Here is a 15,686-nt window from a genome sequence, read left to right as displayed (position 1 = left end):
GACCATGGCGGCCTGACTTAAACGAAATGGCCTCCATAAAACCCGGTACGATTCAGTTGCCGCCGGTAACGGCTTGCTGGCGACCCACGCAATGGCAGAAGGCGAGGGCTTTGTCGAAGGCGCTTCCGCCACCCTGTACAACCGCACTGTTTACTTCAACCGCGACTTCCGCGACAGCACACCAGGCCAGAGCAAGCGCGAAGAAAGCGCCACTAGCTTCCTGCTGAACTTCCAGTCAGGCTTCACTCAGGGCCCCATCGGCTTTGGTGCTGACGTCATCGCGATGCAGGGCATCAAGATTGATAGCAGCCCCAGCCGCGCCGGCACCGGCCTGCTGGCACTCGACAACAACGGTCGCGCCAAAGACGAATACGCCGAAATCCGCGGCGCGGTGAAAATGGCCATCCTGGACGATACCGTTCTGCGCTACGGTGTGCACCAACCAGAAAACCCCGTTGCCTACTACGACGACAGCCGCCTGCTGCCGAACCACTACCAGGGCTACAGCATCACCAACAACTCGATCGACGCACTGTTCGTCGAGGCTGGCCGCCTGACTGATCGCGGCGAAATGAACAGCTCCAACGAAACCGACGGCATCCATGCTGACGGCAAGGACCTGACCTACTTCGGCGGCACCTACACCTTCACCGACAACGTCAACCTGTCTCTGTACGGTGCCGACAGCGAAGACCAATACAAGCGTGGCTTTGTTGGCTTTGATTGGACCATCCCGCTGAGCGAAGGCACCAGCCTGAACACTTACGTCGCGTACTACGACACCAGCGACGAAAATAAGAATGATGGCGACGAGTACGACAACCAGGCTGGCTCCATCGCTGTAACCCTGAGCACCGGCAACCACGCGTTTGGCTTGGCTTACCAGCAAATGAATGGCGACGGTCGTTACAACTATGACGACGGCGAGATCTATCTGGCCAACTCAGTCCAGTACTCTGACTTCAACGGCATTGACGAGAAGTCTTACCAGGCTCGTTACGACTACGACTTCGCCGGCCTGGGCATTCCCGGCCTGACTTTCATGACTCGCTACATCTATGGCACCGACATCGATGTAAACGCACCTGAGCATGCAGCCGATGGTGTCACCCGCGACAACCATTGGGAGCGTGACAGCGAACTGCGCTACACCGTACAGAATGGCATGCTTGAAGGCCTAAACGTGCGCTGGCGCAATGCGACCGTTCGTCAGGATGCGAACTTTGACGGCGGCGACATCGACGAGAACCGCCTGATCGTCGGTTACACCTGGACCCTGCTGTAAGCATCCAGGCACTGAGGAAAACCCGGCTTCGGCCGGGTTTTCTGTTTCTGCGGCTCTAATCCGGCGCGCTGCCGCGTGGACTGTACGGCTTACCGGCACAATCGTACAATACCGCCCAAATTGCCCGTCACATCAGGACACCCGTTTCCCATGCGTACCAGTCAATATCTGATTTCTACCCTCAAGGAGACACCCTCCGACGCCACCGTCATCAGCCACCAGCTGATGCTGCGTGCAGGCATGATCCGCAAGATTGCCTCAGGCCTGTACACCTGGCTGCCAATGGGTCTTCGAGTACTGCGCAAGGTAGAAGCCGTGGTGCGTGAGGAAATGGACAACGCCGGCGCGCTGGAAGTACTGATGCCGGCGATTCAGCCCGCCGAGCTGTGGCAGGAATCCGGCCGCTGGGAGCAATACGGCCCCGAGCTGCTGCGCCTGAAAGACCGTCATGATCGCGACTTCTGCGTAGGCCCAACCCACGAAGAGGTTATTACCGATCTGGCTCGCAACGAGATCACCAGCTACAAGCAGCTGCCGATCAACATGTACCAGATTCAGACCAAGTTCCGCGACGAGATCCGTCCGCGCTTTGGTTTGATGCGTGGCCGCGAGTTCCTGATGAAGGACGCCTACTCCTTCCACATGACTCAGGAATCACTGCAGCAGACCTACGACGGCATGTACCAAGCCTACTGCAACATTTTCAGTCGCCTTGGCCTGGAGTTCCGCCCGGTTGTGGCAGATAACGGTTCAATTGGCGGTGAAGGTTCACACGAATTCCACGTCCTGGCCGACTCCGGCGAAGACGCAATCATCTTCTCCGACACCGGCAGCTACGCCGCCAACATGGAGAAGGCAACCGCACAACTGCCGCAGGGCGAGCGCCCTGCGGCCAGCCAGCCGATGGAGCTGGTCGACACGCCGGATCAACTCACCATCGCCGCAGTCAGCGAGTTCCTCAAGGTCCCGGCGGAGCAGTCGGTCAAGACCCTGATCGTGCTTGGCGCCGAAGAAGAAGGCAAACCCCAGCCATTGGTTGCCCTGGTACTGCGCGGCGATCATGAGCTGAATGAAATCAAGGCAGAACACCTACCGGAAGTACACGCACCACTGACTTTCGCCAGCGAAGCCCAGATTGTCTCAGCCATTGGCTGCAAACCCGGCTCCATTGGCCCGGTCAAGCTGCCAGTCACCGTCATCGCCGACCACAGTGCCGCCCACCAGGCGGACTTCGTTTGCGGCGCCAACGTCGACGGCAAGCACTATACCGGCGTGAACTGGGGGCGTGACGCCGAGTACGCTCGCGTGGCCGACCTGCGCAATGTCGTCGAAGGCGATATCAGCCCGGATGGCAACGGCACACTGGTTATCAAGCGCGGTATCGAAGTCGGCCACATCTTCCAGCTTGGCCAGAAGTACAGCCAGGCCATGAACTGCACCGTACTTAACGAACAAGGCAAAACCCAGACCCTGATCATGGGCTGCTACGGCATCGGCGTATCCCGCGTAGTCGCCGCGGCTATCGAGCAGAACTACGACGACCGCGGCATCCTCTGGCCGGATGCTCTGGCACCATTCCAGGTTGCGCTGATCCCGATGAAGATGGAAAGCTCCGAGGCCGTCCAACAGGCGACCATGGCACTCTACGAAGGCCTGCAGGCCGCCGGCGTCGAGGTACTGCTGGACGACCGAGACAAAAAAACCAGCCCCGGCGTGAAATTTGCCGACATGGATCTGATCGGTATTCCGCACCGCGTTGTCATCAGCGACCGCGGCCTGGCAGAGGGCCAATTGGAGTACAAGTATCGTCGCGACCAGGACGCCACCAGCGTCGCTGCCGACCAAATGATGAGCTACCTGCTGGAGCGCATTCAGGGGAAATGATGCCGCATCGACTGGACGCCCTCACGGGCAGCCGCCTGCTGTGGGCCAGCGCCATGCTGGCCACACTGCAGGCCTGTAGCGTAAGCCAACCCCAAGAACCCGCGTCCGGCCATATCGAACGCGAACTGCTCAGCCACACCCTGCACATTGAAACCGGTGAGCCACGCGTACTGGACACCCCGCACCGCAACATTCGCATCAGTGAAAGCCGACTGTTCCGGGTCAGTCAGTACGACGCCGGCGGCAATCTGCTCGACCAGCATCGCCAGTATCAGAGTCTTCCCTGGGCCAACCGGCCAGTGGGCGTTCAGCTCGGCGAATTAAGCGTACAGCGCGAAACCGACAGCGAAGGCCAGTTTCGCCTGAACCTGCTCGACGAGGACATCGTACCGGTCGATTTCGATCAGCTACGCACGATCGAACTGGAAGCCCGCCACAGCACCGAAGTGCATGCCGAAGCCATTTTGCTGGTCGACCGCGAACTGCGCATCGTCCTGCACGAGGCCTCCGAGCTGATTTACGACAACCTTGAGGAAGACGACGTCGAGCAATGGGTCCAGCGGATCAACCGCCTGAGTGAACTTGGATTAAAGGAGGAAGCCAGCCAGCTGGAGAACATGCTGATTCTGCTGACCACCGGCGACCCGCACCTGCAGGACGACTTTATCCAGGCCCTAGATCAACGCGATCAACCGCAGGACTGAGCCATGCGCCCAGGGACGGTGCTGTTTCTGCTCTTACTGCTGATCCCCGGCGTCAGTCAGGCGACGACCGAAAGCCGTCCGATCGACCCGGAGCTGCGCGCCGAATTGATGCGCACCATTGCCAGCGCAGACAGTTTTCACGACCGCTTCGACGCCGAGGTCTGGTTGCTCGACATGTCGACCAGAATGGCACCCTTTATTCCCGACGAGCAGGCTCGCCTGAGACTGCTGCGCCTGGCGCACCAGGCAGCTACCCGCGCAAAACTCAAACCGGATCTGGTGATTGCCGTGATGCACGCCGAGAGCCTGTTCGACCCGTACGCCCTGTCATCGGTCGGCGCTCAGGGCGTCATGCAGGTGATGCCATTCTGGAAAAGCGAGATCGGCCGCCCCGACGACAACCTGATCGACCTCGCCACCAACCTGCAATACGGCTGCACCATCCTGAAATTCTACATGGACAAGGAAAAGGGCAACCTGCGCCGCGCGCTAGCCCGCTATAACGGCAGTCTGGGCAGCAATCGCTACCCAGACCGCGTGCTGGATTATTGGTACAGCTATTGGTACGTCAAGGATTAACACCCGTAGCCACGTCAGAGCTGCACGAACCCGGCGATGTCCTGCCAGACACAGGCCTCCAGCTCGACACTGTCCACCTTGGCCCGATCCGGCCCGCGCTGCAGCCACGCCGTCATAGCCTCAAGCGCCTCTTCCTTGCCACACAACATCAGCGCGACACTACCATCGGCCTGATTACGCACCCAACCGCTGATTCCCAGTTGGTTAGCCTCACGCACCGTCGCTTGGCGGAACCCGACGCCCTGCACCTTGCCAACTACCCGCCCCTGCAAACAGATTTCACTCATCGCGCCCCACCCTGTTCGGTTGTCATCAACGGTTTCAAATCGTCGTAATGCTGCGGCCCCTGAAGGGTAGCAAGAACGTTCCCCTCACCATCGAGCAAATAGGTTGTGGGTAGCACCTGCGGACGCGCCAATTGGTAGCTGCTGGAAAAGTCCGAACCAAGCACCGGAAAACGAATATCCATTCGCGCAGCAGTGGCCTTTAACTGATCGCCGACAGCGCCATCATAGTCGACGCCAAGCACCCGGCCACGGGGTAGCTCAGCCGCGAGCCGATTCAGCTCCGGCAGCTCGTCGCGGCAGGGGCCGCACCACTCAGCCCAGAAATTGACCAGCACCCGCTGCCCCTGCAACTGCTCACGAGAAACCGCCTCACCATTGTGATCGAGCCACTTACCAGCATCATTACAAGCACTCAACAGCAGCGCTCCAAACAGCCCTGCGATCTTTAGAAGTCTTGTCACGCCCCCTCCTTAGCGGATAACTCGGCAACCGAGAGCGAGCCGCCCAGCAACCAATGCTTGACGGATCCATGCAGACGCGCGCGTCGCGCTTCGTCAGCCTCGGCCAGCGCCTCACTGAACGCGGGGTACCACTCCTCTGCCGCAGGGAGCGCAGCGGGGAGCTGCTCATGGGCCACGACAGGAACAGGCATCCGTTCGAGCAACTGACTCAGTTGCAGCTCGTCCAGATCGCGACAAAGCACGAAGCAGCCGTTTTGGGTGCGCGTAACCACCTGCTCACTCTCCAGCCAGTCCGTCAATTGCAGCCACAACTCTTCGTGCATCGACCAGCCGTCTGCATTCACCCGCGCCATATCAACCTGATCGCCACTCTGCTGCGCGCGCAGAAATACCCGCAGCAACGCGAGCAAATTAATCATCCAAGGGTATTCAGGGCGGCGCCAGGCATGGCCGTTGCCCATATTGCTGACCAGCTCCGCCCCAAGCAGGATGATCAACCAGCTGACGTAGATCCACAGCAGAAACAGCGGAACTGCAGCAAACGCGCCGTAGATCAGCTGATAGCCAGGAAACAGTTTGACGTAGACCCCGAAACTGGCCTTGGCCGCCTCAAACAGCAGCGCGACAAAGACACCGCCAACCAGGCCATAGCGAAGCGGCACGCGGGTGTTGGGCACCGCAACAAAGATCAGCGTAAACGCGGCAATGCTGAGCAGGATCGGCAAGGCTAGCAGCAACTCGCTCCACATCGTCCCCAGCAACGCCCCCTGCTGGAACAACGACATCGACGCGATGTACGTGCTAACCACAAACGCGGCCCCTAGCAGCAGCGGGCCAATGCTGAGCACTGCCCAATAAAGGAGAAAGCTGGACAGGCCACGGCGAGGCTGACGGATACGCCAAATGGCGTTGAAGGCTTTCTCAATATTCACCAGCATCAGCAGCGCAGTAATCATCAGTAGCGCAACGCCAACACCGGTCAGCTGCCGAGCCTGAGTCGAGAACTCGCTCAAATGGCGCTGCAGCGCTTCACCGCTGGCAGGCAGAAAATTCTTGAAAATGAATGCCTCGACCTGGCCTCCCACCTGATCGAAAGCAGGAATCGCCGCGAGCATGGCGTAGGCCACCGTCATGACCGGCACTACGGCAAACAGGGTGGTATAGGTCAACGCGGCCGCGTTCTTGATGCAATTGTCTTCGAGAAAGCGGCGCCCCAGATAACGAACGAAATGCAGAAACAGATTCAGTTGACGCGGCATCTCATCTCCCTGACAGCCCGAGGCATTAACGCTTAGAATACCCCCCAACCCCGCCTTCGGCCACCGTCACACGGAGCACATCCCGATGACCACCACCATCTATCACAATCCGCGCTGTTCCAAATCCCGTCAGGCACTCGAACTACTCGAGCAGCGTGGCGCCGATATCGACGTTGTTCGCTACCTGGATACCCCACCGGACGCTGCAACCCTGGTTGACCTGCTGGAGCGCCTGGGTCTCAGCGCCCGCGAGCTGATGCGCAAGGGGGAGGATCCGTACAAGGAACTGAATCTGGCCAACCCAGAACTCAGCGAAGCCCAGCTGGTACAAGCCATGGTCGACTACCCCAAGCTGATCGAACGCCCGATCGTCATCCACGACGGCAAGGCCGTCATTGGTCGCCCGCCGGAGCGCGTACTGGAGCTATTTGCATGACTCAGCCCGGGTACGTTCTGGTCCTGTACTACAGCCGTCACGGCGCCACTGCAGAGATGGCGCGATTGATCGCCGAGGGCGTCGAGCAAAGCGGTATCGAAGCGCGCATCCGCACCGTCCCGCCGGTTGCGCCCGAGACCACATCCACCCTGCCTCCGGTGCCAGAAGAAGGCGCCATGTACTGCAGCAGCGACGATCTGAAGCACTGCTCCGCCCTGATTCTCGGCAGCCCTACCCGCTTCGGCAACATGGCTGCCCCGCTTAAACACTTTATCGACGGCACCAGCAGCCTGTGGCTGGCCGGCAACCTGAACGGTAAACCGGCAGCCGTCTTCACCTCCACCGCCAGCCTGCACGGCGGCCAGGAAGCCACCCTGCTATCGATGCAGCTGCCACTGCTGCACCATGGCATGCTGCTGGTCGGCCTGCCCTACAGTGAAAGTGCACTGACCGAAACCCGCGGCGGCGGCACGCCCTACGGCGCCAGCCATCACGCCGGCAGCCAGGGCGAGCGTCGCCTGGATCAGCACGAGAGCCAACTGTGCCGGGCGCTGGGCAAGCGGGTTGGCAGCATTACCTGCCAACTGGCAGCAGGAGCTCAAAGCCGTGGCTAAAAAGAACAAACCCCTACCGTCGCTGGATTATCTGCAGCCACGCTGCCGCATCAGCCGACTGATCGCGCTAATCGGTTACACCGGACTGCTGCTCGGGATGCTTGGCTATAACTTGCTGGTGGCTGATCTGCATGGTGCCAACCCGGTCATCATCATCGGCGTGCAGTTACTGCCGCTGCTGATTTTTCTGCCCGGCATGATCACCGGCCACGTGCGCACCCACGCCTGGCTAAGCTTTGCCATCAACCTGTACTTCATTCAGGGCGTTCTGATCTGCTTCCAGCCAGGCCGCCTGAGCTACGGCCTGTTCATGGCAGGATTCAGCGTGCTGTATTTCGTTGCGGCGCTCTACTACATTCGCTGGAGCTTCCAGGCGCAACGGGTGGAGCGGGGAGAAACCTGAGCAGAACCGCTCAGGCAGCTACGCGGGAGCTGCGACTACCAGCCCATCTCCCGCTTGACGAAGGGAATGGTCAGACGGTGCTGGTCACGCAGTGACGCCTGATCCAGCGTTTCCAGCGCCGCAAACAGCTCGCCCATGCCGCGCGCACCGCGACTGAGGATGTAACGCGCCACATCATCGCCCAGCTGCAGCCCACGCTGCGCTGCGCGCAACTTCAGTACTTCCTGCTTACCGTCGTCGTCCAGCGGTTGCAGTTGAAACACCAAGCCCCAGCCGAGGCGCGACTCCAGATCGGGTAGCTTCAAACCCAACGCCTTCGGCGCGGCAGCAGCGGCCACCAGCAGCCGGCCTCCCTGCTCGCGCAGGCGGTTATAGAGGTGGAAGAGCGCCTCTTCCCAGTCAGGCCGCCCCACCACTGCTTCCAGCTTGTCCAGGCAAAGCAGATCAACCGACTCCATACCTTCCAGCAGTAATGGACCCTCGTCCGCGAGTTCGTCCAGCGGCAGGTACATCGCCAGCCCACCCTCGTCTGCCAGCGCATGACAAGCCGCCTGCAACAGGTGTGTCCGGCCGGTGCCTTCAGTCCCCCAAAGGAACAGACAACATTCCGGCACACCCGCACTCGGCGAGGCAAACGCCTGAGTGGCTGCCAGCACCGTTGCGTTGGGGCCCGGATAGTAACTGGCGAAGGTTGCTTCGTCGCGCAGCTTGATACCCAAAGGCAGTTGAACTGGTTGTCCCGCCGACATCAGTGTTGCTCTTCCTCATCCAACTCGACACGTACACTGTCGACTTCATATTTGTCCGCCAGCGGCTCGCCGCAGACGGTCAGGGTGTGCAATAGGGCTGATAGCGATCCCGCAAGAGAGCGGCCAGGAACGGCGCCTTGAATGGTGTCAGGTGCAGAGACGGCGTGCAGGCGCACAAAGCGATTCATGCAGACACCATGGCATGACCCTCAACGCCGCTGACGCGTCCCTGTCTCAGGCACCTGTCTCAGGCAACCAAGCCTGCAATCAGCGCCAGCGATAATACAGCGTATTGACCTGCTCTGCTGGCTCGATTGCATCTGCCGCTGGCTCCGCCAGCACGTCTGACTCAGGCACTTCAGCCGACTCCGCAGCCGGCGGGTCAACCTCGACCAACCGCTGATCCAGCATCAGCATGCGTTCAAGCTGGGCACGATCGCCGGCAAAGTCGACACTGAAATGCACCCGGTCATCTTTAACCGACAGCAGGCTTGGCTGCTGTTCCATGCCCAGTTGCTGCAATGTGCGCTGCAGATTGGCAAAGGCGTCCACACTGTTGATGCCGCTCACTTCAAGCTGCCAGCCAGAAACCGGCGCATCCGCAGTGGCGCCACCCACCGCATACTGACGATGCACCTCCGCGGCAACAGCCTGCATCAGCTCATCGGCAATCGCCAACGGATCATCGCTGCTGGCCTTGCCGGTCAGCTTGCGGTCGTTCAGCCACAGGGTCCAATTTGTCGCCCAGCCTTCACCGTCGCGGCTGACCGCCAGCGCCAACACCCCTTCGTTGGCGTAGCGCTCACTGGCTGCTTCAAGCACATCCTGGTTGGCGTCCAGCACATCTTGCTCGCTGACGTCGGCTCGATCCTGCAGATCCGCCAGCGGCTGCATCAACGCCACGCCGCGATAACGACCAGCCGTCTTCAGCGCCTGGCCCATCTCACTGGCAGCACCAAGAAAGTCCTGACTGTAGTCATCACCCTGCACCGCCCAGACCAGAATCCCCGGACGATTGCGGCCCAGTACCGGAACCTTGGCCTTGCCCAGAGCCTCGCGCAGCAGCAACGGGTCAAACTCGACTCGCAGCGCGCCATCATCGCCAAGCGAGCCAATCTGCCGCGTCACGCGGGTCGGCTCGGCCAGCACTTCAGCCAACGGCCCGCCATCGGTCTTTACCCCGGCCCCCGCAAGCCGCTCCAGCATGACCTGCGTCGCAGTAGCCAGCTGCGCGGACTGATCCGCTTCGGCCCGCGGCGGGACATCGACCTGATAGAGCGATTCGACAACGGCAGCCTGCGACAGCAATGGCAGACAAAGGGAGACAAGACCGATACAGGCGTTACGCAACAGGGGCATGGAGGCTTCCGTCAGAGTAGCTGGACGTTTTCACAGCCATGACGCTGCGAAGGGATTTAACCCGCTACATTAAACAAGCCTTGCGAGCGCGGCAACCGACTTGCCGCCGGCTAGCGCCGTGCGCTGCATTCAGTACGTCGGGAGGCCGCGTTCAGCATGGCTCTGCCGAGCATGACTTGGTAGACTATGCCGCTATTCGAAAGCGCCTGCCCGCACAGCACCCAAGGCGTGTCGAGCCCTATCCTTTTTTTCACAGTTCGAGATCCGCTCATGAGCAGCCAGACGCCTTCCAAACCCTCGATCAGCTACAAAGACGCCGGTGTGGACATCGCCGCCGGTAACGCCCTGGTCGACCGTATCAAGCACGTTGCCAAGCGTACCGCGCGTCCGGAGGTAATGGGCGGCCTGGGTGGTTTTGGCGCCCTGTGTGAAATCCCCGAAGGCTACCGCCAGCCGGTACTGGTTTCCGGTACCGACGGCGTCGGCACCAAGCTGCGTCTGGCCATGGATCTGAACATGCACGATCAGATCGGTATCGACCTGGTTGCCATGTGCGTGAACGATCTGGTGGTGTGCGGCGCCGAGCCGCTGTTTTTCCTCGACTACTACGCCACCGGCAAGCTGAACGTCGACGTTGCCGCTCAGGTTGTTACCGGCATCGGCGCAGGCTGTGAATTGGCTGGCTGCGCTCTGGTCGGCGGTGAAACCGCTGAGATGCCCGGCATGTATGAAGGCGAAGACTACGACCTGGCTGGCTTCTGCGTTGGCGTGGTCGAGAAGGCCGAGATCATCGACGGCACCAAGGTCATCGACGGCGACGCGCTGATCGCACTGCCCTCTTCCGGCCCGCACTCCAACGGCTACTCGCTGATCCGCAAGATCATTGAAGTTGCTGGCATCGACATCCACAGCACCCAGCTCGATGGCAAGCCGCTGAGCGAACTGCTGATGGCACCTACCCGCATCTACGTAAAAGCCCTGCTGCAACTGATCAAGCAGACTGGCGCGGTCAAAGCCATGGCCCACATCACCGGTGGCGGCCTGCTGGAAAACATCCCGCGCGTGCTGCCGGAAGGCTCCCAGGCAATCATCGATCTGAACAGCTGGCAGCGCCCGGCTGTGTTCAACTGGCTGCAGGAGCAGGGCAACGTCGACGAGACCGAAATGCACCGCGTGCTGAACTGCGGCGTTGGCATGGTCATCTGCGTTGCACAGGAGCAAGCTGAAGCCGCCCTGCAAAGCCTGCGTGACGCCGGCGAGCAACCCTGGATCATCGGCCGTATCGCCAGCGGCGCGGAAGGTGCCGAAGCTGTTGTACTGCAGCACGGCAACTAAATCGTGCGCAGCCGTATTGTTGTCCTGATCTCCGGATCAGGCACCAACCTGCAAGCACTGATCGACGATTTCGCCGGCGCAGACGCGCCGGCCGAAATCGTCGCCGTTATCTCCAACAAAGCCGAAGCCTATGGCCTGACCCGCGCCATCGCTGCCGGCATTCAGACCCGCGCTCTCGATCACCGCAACTTTGCCGACCGCGCGGCCTTTGATCAGGCACTGATCGCCGCAATCGATGCATTCCAGCCGGATCTGGTACTGCTTGCCGGCTTCATGCGCATTCTCACTGCCCAATTCGTGACACATTATCGTGGCAGACTGCTCAACATTCACCCGTCACTCCTGCCGCGCCACAAGGGTTTGCACACCCATCAGCACGCGTTGGACGCCGGTGATGACGAGCACGGAGCCAGTATTCACTTCGTCACCGAAGAACTTGATGGCGGTCCGGTAGTCATACAGGGACGAGTGACCGTTCACCCGGACGACGACGCAGCCAGCTTGGCCGCCCGCGTACAGGTGAAAGAGCACCGTTTGTACCCGCTCGCAGCGCGCTGGTTTGCAACTGGCCGCCTGCGCCTGGAGGGAGATCAGGCCTGTCTCGACGACAAACCTGTGCCCAGCACCGGGTTGAGACTGGAAGACATCGAATCCGGCAGATGAGACAAGATCAGATGCATGCCAACACGACAATTCAAAGAATAACGCACCATCGCTTTACCAAACCCCTCGCCGGCCTGCTGCTCAGCCTGAGCGCCAGCGCCGCCGGCGCCCTCGAACTTGAACCGTTCAGCGCCAGCTACGCCGCCGACATGAAAAACATTCCGGTCAACGGCGAAGCCATTCACAGCTTGCAACCCAACCCGGACGGCAGCTGGAAGCTCTCTTTCAGCGCCAGCATGTTCGTTGCCAAACTGACCGAGCAAAGTACCTTGCGCGTGGCCGATGATCGAATTCAACCGATCGATTACCACTACGAGCGTCGAGGGCTGGGCCGAGGCAAGGAAATCATTCAGCACTTCGACTGGCCGCAGGCGCAGGTCAACGGCACCTACAAGGGCGAAGCGTTCAGCTTGCCGGCCGAGCCCGGCCTGCTCGACAAGACGACCTACCAGCTTGCCCTGCAGGCTGATCTGGCAGCCGGCAAAACAGACATGACCTACCGCGTAGTCGATGGCGACGAAGTGGAGGAGTATGAGTTTCGCGTGGTCGGCGAAGAACGCGTCACCACCAAGGCCGGCCAGTTTGACGCGGTAGAGGTCGAACGGGTGCGCGAGCCCGATGCCCGCCGCGAAACCACGCTGTGGTTCGCCAAGGATTGGAACTACCTGCTGGTGCGCCTGAGCCAAATCGAAACCGATGGTCAGCACTATCAGATCATGCTCAAGGAAGCGACGGTCAACGGTCAGACCGTTACCGGCATCCCGGTCAGCCACAAGTAATACCGCCCTCCTGCTTCACGATCCGGCACTGCCGGAATCGCGGGCACAAAAAACCGCGACAGCGCAAGCTGCCGCGGTTTTTTGCTACCTGAATCAGGCCTTGGTGAAGCGACCACCTGCTTCAGCCAGCTTGACCAGACCTGCAGCCGGCTTCCAGAACTCGCCACGCTCAGCTTCCAGCGCGCGGATCTCGGCCAGCACCTTGTCCAGGCCCAGGCTGTCGGCGTAAGCCATCGGGCCAGTGCGATCGGCCGGGAAGCCGTAACCGAAGCGGTAAACACGGTCGATGTCTTCAGCAGACTCGGCGAAGCCTTCGTCCAGAATACGCGCGCCTTCGTTAACCAGCGCCAGAATGCAACGGGTAACGATTTCGTCAGCGGAGACGTCACGGGCGGTGTAGCCGGCTTCTTCAGCCACTTCACGGGCCATCATGTCGGTTTCCGGATCGTGGATCGCCTGACGGCTGCCCGCTTCGTACTTGTAGAAGCCGTGGCCGCTCTTCTGACCAAAACGCTCCATTTCGCACAGCTTGTTGTCCAGCCATACGATCGGCTCACCGCGGCCGATACCGGCCAGCTGACGTGAGCGCCAGCCCAGGTCAACGCCGACCACGTCGTACATGCGGTACGGGCCCATGGCCATGCCAAAACCCTGCAGCGCCTGATCGACTTCCCACGGAGTGGAACCTTCCAGAACAACCTCGCGGGACTGACGGGAGTATTTTTCCAGCATGCGGTTACCGATGAAGCCGTGGCAGTTGCCGGCCAGAACCGCTTCTTTACCGATCTTCTTGCCAACGGCCAGACAGGCGTCCATGACGTCCTGAGCAGTGGCCTTGCCGCGCACAACTTCCAGCAGCTTCATGATGTGTGCCGGGCTGAAGAAGTGCAGACCCAGAACCAGCGCCGGGCGCGAAGTCGCGGAGGCGATTTCGTCGATATCCAGGTAGGAGGTGTTAGTCGCCAGAATCGCGGACGGCTTAACGGCCTTGTCCAGCTCGGCAAAGATCTTCTTCTTCAGATCCATGTTCTCGTAGACAGCTTCAACCACCAGGTCCATGTCGGCCAGATCGGCGTAGTCCTGAGTGGTGCTGATGCGCGCAACACGTGCCTGAGCTTCCGCGTCGTCAAAACGCTCCTGGGCGACGGAGCGCTTGTAGACAGCAGCGATCTCAACCAGACCTTTCTCCAGCATCTCGCCATTGACGTCCAGCCAGGTGACCGGGTAACCAGCATTGACGAAATTCATCACGATGCCGCGACCCATGGTGCCAGCGCCGATAACGCCAACCTTCTTGATATCTTCAAACGCAGCCATGTCAGCTACCTCCGGATAATGTAAGCAAGATGAAGTACAAAGACTGTTCGGTATGCAAAGGCGGCCGATTGGCCGTTCTGCGGGGACCGATACAGTACGCAAATTGCGTACGGATTGGACCCCCGCCACACTGATAAAACTTATTCACAGCATGAATAGTGCGTTCACAGTGACGGCAGCGGGTCACCTACTGTCCATTCGGCAGCAGCGCGCTGGGCCTTCTTGAGCTGACTTGAGCTCAGCTCCTCGGCAACCACGTCGCGCGCCTCTCGTGCACCGTCCAGCCCCTGCCCGGCACACAGGGCAAACAGCATATAGGCCATGGCATTGTTGGTGCGTGTACCCTCACCGTTCATGTGCATGATCGCCAGATTGAACATCGCGCTGGGTTCGCCTTGGCTGGCGGCCGCGCTGTACCACTTGATGGCCTCCCGGTTGTCTTCACGGGTGCCTTCGCCTTCGTCGTACATGATCGCCAGATTGTACTGGGCGTTGCGCTCGCCCTGCTCTGCAGCAGCGGTGTACCACTTGATTGCGGCCTGATTGTCTTCGGCCGTACCCTCACCCTCGTCGTACATCAGCGCCAGGTTGTATTGCGCCTTGGCGTGGCCCTGCTCAGCGGCGAAGGTGTACCAGTTGATGGCTTCGGCATCATCCACCTTGGTGCCTTCCCCTTCGTCGTACATCAGCGCCAGATTGTACTGCGCGTCCTTGTGGCCCTGCTCGGCAGCCTGGCGGTACCAGTGGACGGCGCGCACATCATCGATCGGCACACCCTCGCCCTCGTCATACATGATGGCCAGGTTGTACTGGGCAGCGGCATCACCCTGTTCAGCCGCGGCGGTATACCAGCGAATCGCTTCTCGATCGTCGAGCCGCACACCCTCGCCGTTGTCATAGAGCAGCGCGAGGTTGTACTGCGCATCCTTGTGCCCTTGCTGCGCGGCCAGAAGATAGTATTCGGCTGCCTTGCTGTCATTGGCCGGCACACCCTCGCCGACGTCGTACATCAGGGCCAGATTGTATTGGGCATCGGCGTGCCCCTGATCAGCCGCGCGCATGTACCATTCAATTGCACCAAGGTCATCAACCGGCACGCCCTCACCCTCGTCGTACATCAGCGCGAGATTGAACTGCGCGGCAGCATGCCCCTGGTCGGCCGCCTTGGTATAGAACTCAATGGCCTTGAGGTCATCCAGCTCGACGCCTTCACCCATGTCATACATATAGGCAACCGAGAACTGCGCATCGGCATCGCCCTGCTCCGCGGCCTCGCTGTAGAGCTCGAACGCCTTGGCATAGTCCTGCTCGACACCTTCACCATCGTAGTATCGCTGAGCCAGCTCGCGCTGCGCTTCGGCATCACCGTTGAGGGCTTTGTTGATCCACTGGGTAATCTGCGTACGCAGGTTACCGTTTTTCTCGTATTCGGTAACCGCCTGCAGAGGCGCGGAGAGAAGAGCACCGGTCAGACCCAGCGCAAGCAGTGAGGTAGCTTTCATTCAATAACCATCCCTGTAGCTATGAGGTGGCCGCGCAGTACGCGGAGCGTCAGCAAATGATACCGAAGTG

18 protein-coding genes are annotated in these 15,686 nt (G+C 60.4%); 10 read left to right on the top strand and 8 right to left on the bottom strand.

The genetic code is table 11. The features are described 5' to 3' along the window. Positions 1 to 91 precede the first annotated feature (91 nt). From AAFM31_RS04190 to AAFM31_RS04175, 4 genes are all read left to right on the top strand, one after another. The gene (locus AAFM31_RS04190) at positions 92 to 1,285 is read left to right on the top strand and encodes an OprD family porin (RefSeq protein ID WP_341706652.1); all 1,194 of its coding nucleotides are present in this window, start codon (positions 92 to 94) and stop codon (positions 1,283 to 1,285) included. A gap of 150 nt (positions 1,286 to 1,435) precedes the next feature. After that, complete coding sequence (locus tag AAFM31_RS04185; protein WP_341706651.1) at positions 1,436 to 3,169, top strand: proline--tRNA ligase; 1,734 nt, start codon at positions 1,436 to 1,438, stop codon at positions 3,167 to 3,169. Continuing rightward, positions 3,169 to 3,873: a hypothetical protein gene (locus tag AAFM31_RS04180; RefSeq protein WP_341706650.1), complete on the top strand. Its 705-nt coding sequence runs from the start codon at positions 3,169 to 3,171 to the stop codon at positions 3,871 to 3,873. Before AAFM31_RS04185 ends, AAFM31_RS04180 begins: the two co-directional genes overlap by 1 nt. 3 nt (positions 3,874 to 3,876) lie before the next feature. Next, positions 3,877 to 4,452, top strand: coding sequence for a lytic transglycosylase domain-containing protein (locus tag AAFM31_RS04175; RefSeq protein ID WP_341706649.1), 576 nt, complete (start codon positions 3,877 to 3,879; stop codon positions 4,450 to 4,452). Positions 4,453 to 4,466: 14 nt separating this feature from the next. On the opposite strand, the gene AAFM31_RS04170 is transcribed toward AAFM31_RS04175, so the two are convergent. Genes AAFM31_RS04170 through AAFM31_RS04160 form a run of 3 tightly spaced genes read right to left on the bottom strand, consistent with a single transcriptional unit; the run spans position 4,467 to position 6,459 of the window. After that, the gene (locus AAFM31_RS04170) at positions 4,467 to 4,739 is read right to left on the bottom strand and encodes an acylphosphatase (protein WP_341706648.1); all 273 of its coding nucleotides are present in this window, start codon (positions 4,737 to 4,739) and stop codon (positions 4,467 to 4,469) included. After that, positions 4,736 to 5,200, bottom strand: a complete 465-nt coding sequence (locus tag AAFM31_RS04165) for a TlpA disulfide reductase family protein (protein ID WP_341706647.1) — start codon at positions 5,198 to 5,200, stop codon at positions 4,736 to 4,738. Before AAFM31_RS04165 ends, AAFM31_RS04170 begins: the two co-directional genes overlap by 4 nt. Beyond that, complete coding sequence (locus AAFM31_RS04160) at positions 5,197 to 6,459, bottom strand: YihY family inner membrane protein (protein WP_341706646.1); 1,263 nt, start codon at positions 6,457 to 6,459, stop codon at positions 5,197 to 5,199. The genes AAFM31_RS04165 and AAFM31_RS04160 overlap by 4 nt, the downstream gene beginning before the upstream one ends. An 85-nt stretch (positions 6,460 to 6,544) precedes the next feature. Here AAFM31_RS04160 and arsC point away from each other — a divergent pair, with 85 nt between their 5' ends. From arsC to AAFM31_RS04145, 3 genes are read left to right on the top strand one after another with little or no spacing between them, the layout of a single operon-like run. Continuing rightward, entirely contained in the window at positions 6,545 to 6,895 is a 351-nt protein-coding gene (gene arsC / locus AAFM31_RS04155; protein ID WP_341706645.1) for an arsenate reductase (glutaredoxin), read from the top strand. Continuing rightward, positions 6,892 to 7,509, top strand: coding sequence for an NAD(P)H:quinone oxidoreductase (wrbA, locus tag AAFM31_RS04150; protein ID WP_341706644.1), 618 nt, complete (start codon positions 6,892 to 6,894; stop codon positions 7,507 to 7,509). The genes arsC and wrbA overlap by 4 nt, the downstream gene beginning before the upstream one ends. Next, on the top strand, positions 7,502 to 7,912 hold the full coding sequence (locus tag AAFM31_RS04145; RefSeq protein WP_341706643.1) for a DUF2069 domain-containing protein: 411 nt from the start codon (positions 7,502 to 7,504) through the stop codon (positions 7,910 to 7,912). The genes wrbA and AAFM31_RS04145 overlap by 8 nt, the downstream gene beginning before the upstream one ends. Positions 7,913 to 7,947: 35 nt before the next feature. On the opposite strand, the gene hda is transcribed toward AAFM31_RS04145, so the two are convergent. The 3 genes from hda to AAFM31_RS04130 form a co-directional block, all read right to left on the bottom strand. Then, positions 7,948 to 8,661: a DnaA regulatory inactivator Hda gene (hda, locus tag AAFM31_RS04140; protein ID WP_341706642.1), complete on the bottom strand. Its 714-nt coding sequence runs from the start codon at positions 8,659 to 8,661 to the stop codon at positions 7,948 to 7,950. Further along, the gene (locus AAFM31_RS04135; protein WP_341706641.1) at positions 8,661 to 8,849 is read right to left on the bottom strand and encodes a hypothetical protein; all 189 of its coding nucleotides are present in this window, start codon (positions 8,847 to 8,849) and stop codon (positions 8,661 to 8,663) included. Before AAFM31_RS04135 ends, hda begins: the two co-directional genes overlap by 1 nt. A gap of 79 nt (positions 8,850 to 8,928) precedes the next feature. Further along, a complete protein-coding gene (locus AAFM31_RS04130) occupies positions 8,929 to 10,020 on the bottom strand; it encodes a DUF2066 domain-containing protein (protein WP_341706640.1) in 1,092 nt (363 codons plus the stop codon). 270 nt (positions 10,021 to 10,290) lie between these two features. Between AAFM31_RS04130 and purM the strand changes: the two genes are divergently transcribed. Genes purM through AAFM31_RS04115 form a run of 3 tightly spaced genes read left to right on the top strand, consistent with a single transcriptional unit; the run spans position 10,291 to position 12,797 of the window. Beyond that, complete coding sequence (gene purM / locus AAFM31_RS04125; protein WP_341706639.1) at positions 10,291 to 11,355, top strand: phosphoribosylformylglycinamidine cyclo-ligase; 1,065 nt, start codon at positions 10,291 to 10,293, stop codon at positions 11,353 to 11,355. A gap of 3 nt (positions 11,356 to 11,358) precedes the next feature. Then, positions 11,359 to 12,018, top strand: coding sequence for a phosphoribosylglycinamide formyltransferase (gene purN, locus AAFM31_RS04120; protein WP_341706638.1), 660 nt, complete (start codon positions 11,359 to 11,361; stop codon positions 12,016 to 12,018). Further along, positions 12,015 to 12,797, top strand: a complete 783-nt coding sequence (locus AAFM31_RS04115) for a DUF3108 domain-containing protein (RefSeq protein ID WP_341706637.1) — start codon at positions 12,015 to 12,017, stop codon at positions 12,795 to 12,797. The genes purN and AAFM31_RS04115 overlap by 4 nt, the downstream gene beginning before the upstream one ends. Positions 12,798 to 12,890: 93 nt before the next feature. Here the strand turns inward: AAFM31_RS04115 and AAFM31_RS04110 are convergent, their stop codons facing one another. Then, the gene (locus AAFM31_RS04110) at positions 12,891 to 14,114 is read right to left on the bottom strand and encodes a 3-hydroxyacyl-CoA dehydrogenase NAD-binding domain-containing protein (RefSeq protein ID WP_341706636.1); all 1,224 of its coding nucleotides are present in this window, start codon (positions 14,112 to 14,114) and stop codon (positions 12,891 to 12,893) included. 164 nt (positions 14,115 to 14,278) lie between these two features. Beyond that, positions 14,279 to 15,616: a tetratricopeptide repeat protein gene (locus AAFM31_RS04105; protein WP_341706635.1), complete on the bottom strand. Its 1,338-nt coding sequence runs from the start codon at positions 15,614 to 15,616 to the stop codon at positions 14,279 to 14,281. Positions 15,617 to 15,686: the final 70 nt, after the last annotated feature.

The organism is Halopseudomonas sp., from assembly GCF_038130085.1.
In the GTDB taxonomy this organism is placed as follows: domain Bacteria; phylum Pseudomonadota; class Gammaproteobacteria; order Pseudomonadales; family Pseudomonadaceae; genus Halopseudomonas.
The sequence above is the reverse complement of the archived record's forward strand: the minus strand, read 5'-3'. Positions and strand labels throughout refer to the sequence as shown.

Coding starts and splice junctions, on each gene's coding strand:
- AAFM31_RS04190 (WP_341706652.1), top strand. CDS start 92: ATGGCAGAAGGCGAGGGCTTTGTCGAAGGCGCTTCCGCCACCCTGTAC.
- AAFM31_RS04185 (WP_341706651.1), top strand. CDS start 1,436: ATGCGTACCAGTCAATATCTGATTTCTACCCTCAAGGAGACACCCTCC.
- AAFM31_RS04180 (WP_341706650.1), top strand. CDS start 3,169: ATGCCGCATCGACTGGACGCCCTCACGGGCAGCCGCCTGCTGTGGGCC.
- AAFM31_RS04175 (WP_341706649.1), top strand. CDS start 3,877: ATGCGCCCAGGGACGGTGCTGTTTCTGCTCTTACTGCTGATCCCCGGC.
- AAFM31_RS04170 (WP_341706648.1), bottom strand. CDS start 4,739: ATGAGTGAAATCTGTTTGCAGGGGCGGGTAGTTGGCAAGGTGCAGGGC.
- AAFM31_RS04160 (WP_341706646.1), bottom strand. CDS start 6,459: ATGCCGCGTCAACTGAATCTGTTTCTGCATTTCGTTCGTTATCTGGGG.
- arsC (WP_341706645.1), top strand. CDS start 6,545: ATGACCACCACCATCTATCACAATCCGCGCTGTTCCAAATCCCGTCAG.
- wrbA (WP_341706644.1), top strand. CDS start 6,892: ATGACTCAGCCCGGGTACGTTCTGGTCCTGTACTACAGCCGTCACGGC.
- hda (WP_341706642.1), bottom strand. CDS start 8,661: ATGTCGGCGGGACAACCAGTTCAACTGCCTTTGGGTATCAAGCTGCGC.
- AAFM31_RS04135 (WP_341706641.1), bottom strand. CDS start 8,849: ATGAATCGCTTTGTGCGCCTGCACGCCGTCTCTGCACCTGACACCATT.
- AAFM31_RS04130 (WP_341706640.1), bottom strand. CDS start 10,020: ATGCCCCTGTTGCGTAACGCCTGTATCGGTCTTGTCTCCCTTTGTCTG.
- purM (WP_341706639.1), top strand. CDS start 10,291: ATGAGCAGCCAGACGCCTTCCAAACCCTCGATCAGCTACAAAGACGCC.
- AAFM31_RS04115 (WP_341706637.1), top strand. CDS start 12,015: ATGAGACAAGATCAGATGCATGCCAACACGACAATTCAAAGAATAACG.
- AAFM31_RS04110 (WP_341706636.1), bottom strand. CDS start 14,114: ATGGCTGCGTTTGAAGATATCAAGAAGGTTGGCGTTATCGGCGCTGGC.
- AAFM31_RS04105 (WP_341706635.1), bottom strand. CDS start 15,616: ATGAAAGCTACCTCACTGCTTGCGCTGGGTCTGACCGGTGCTCTTCTC.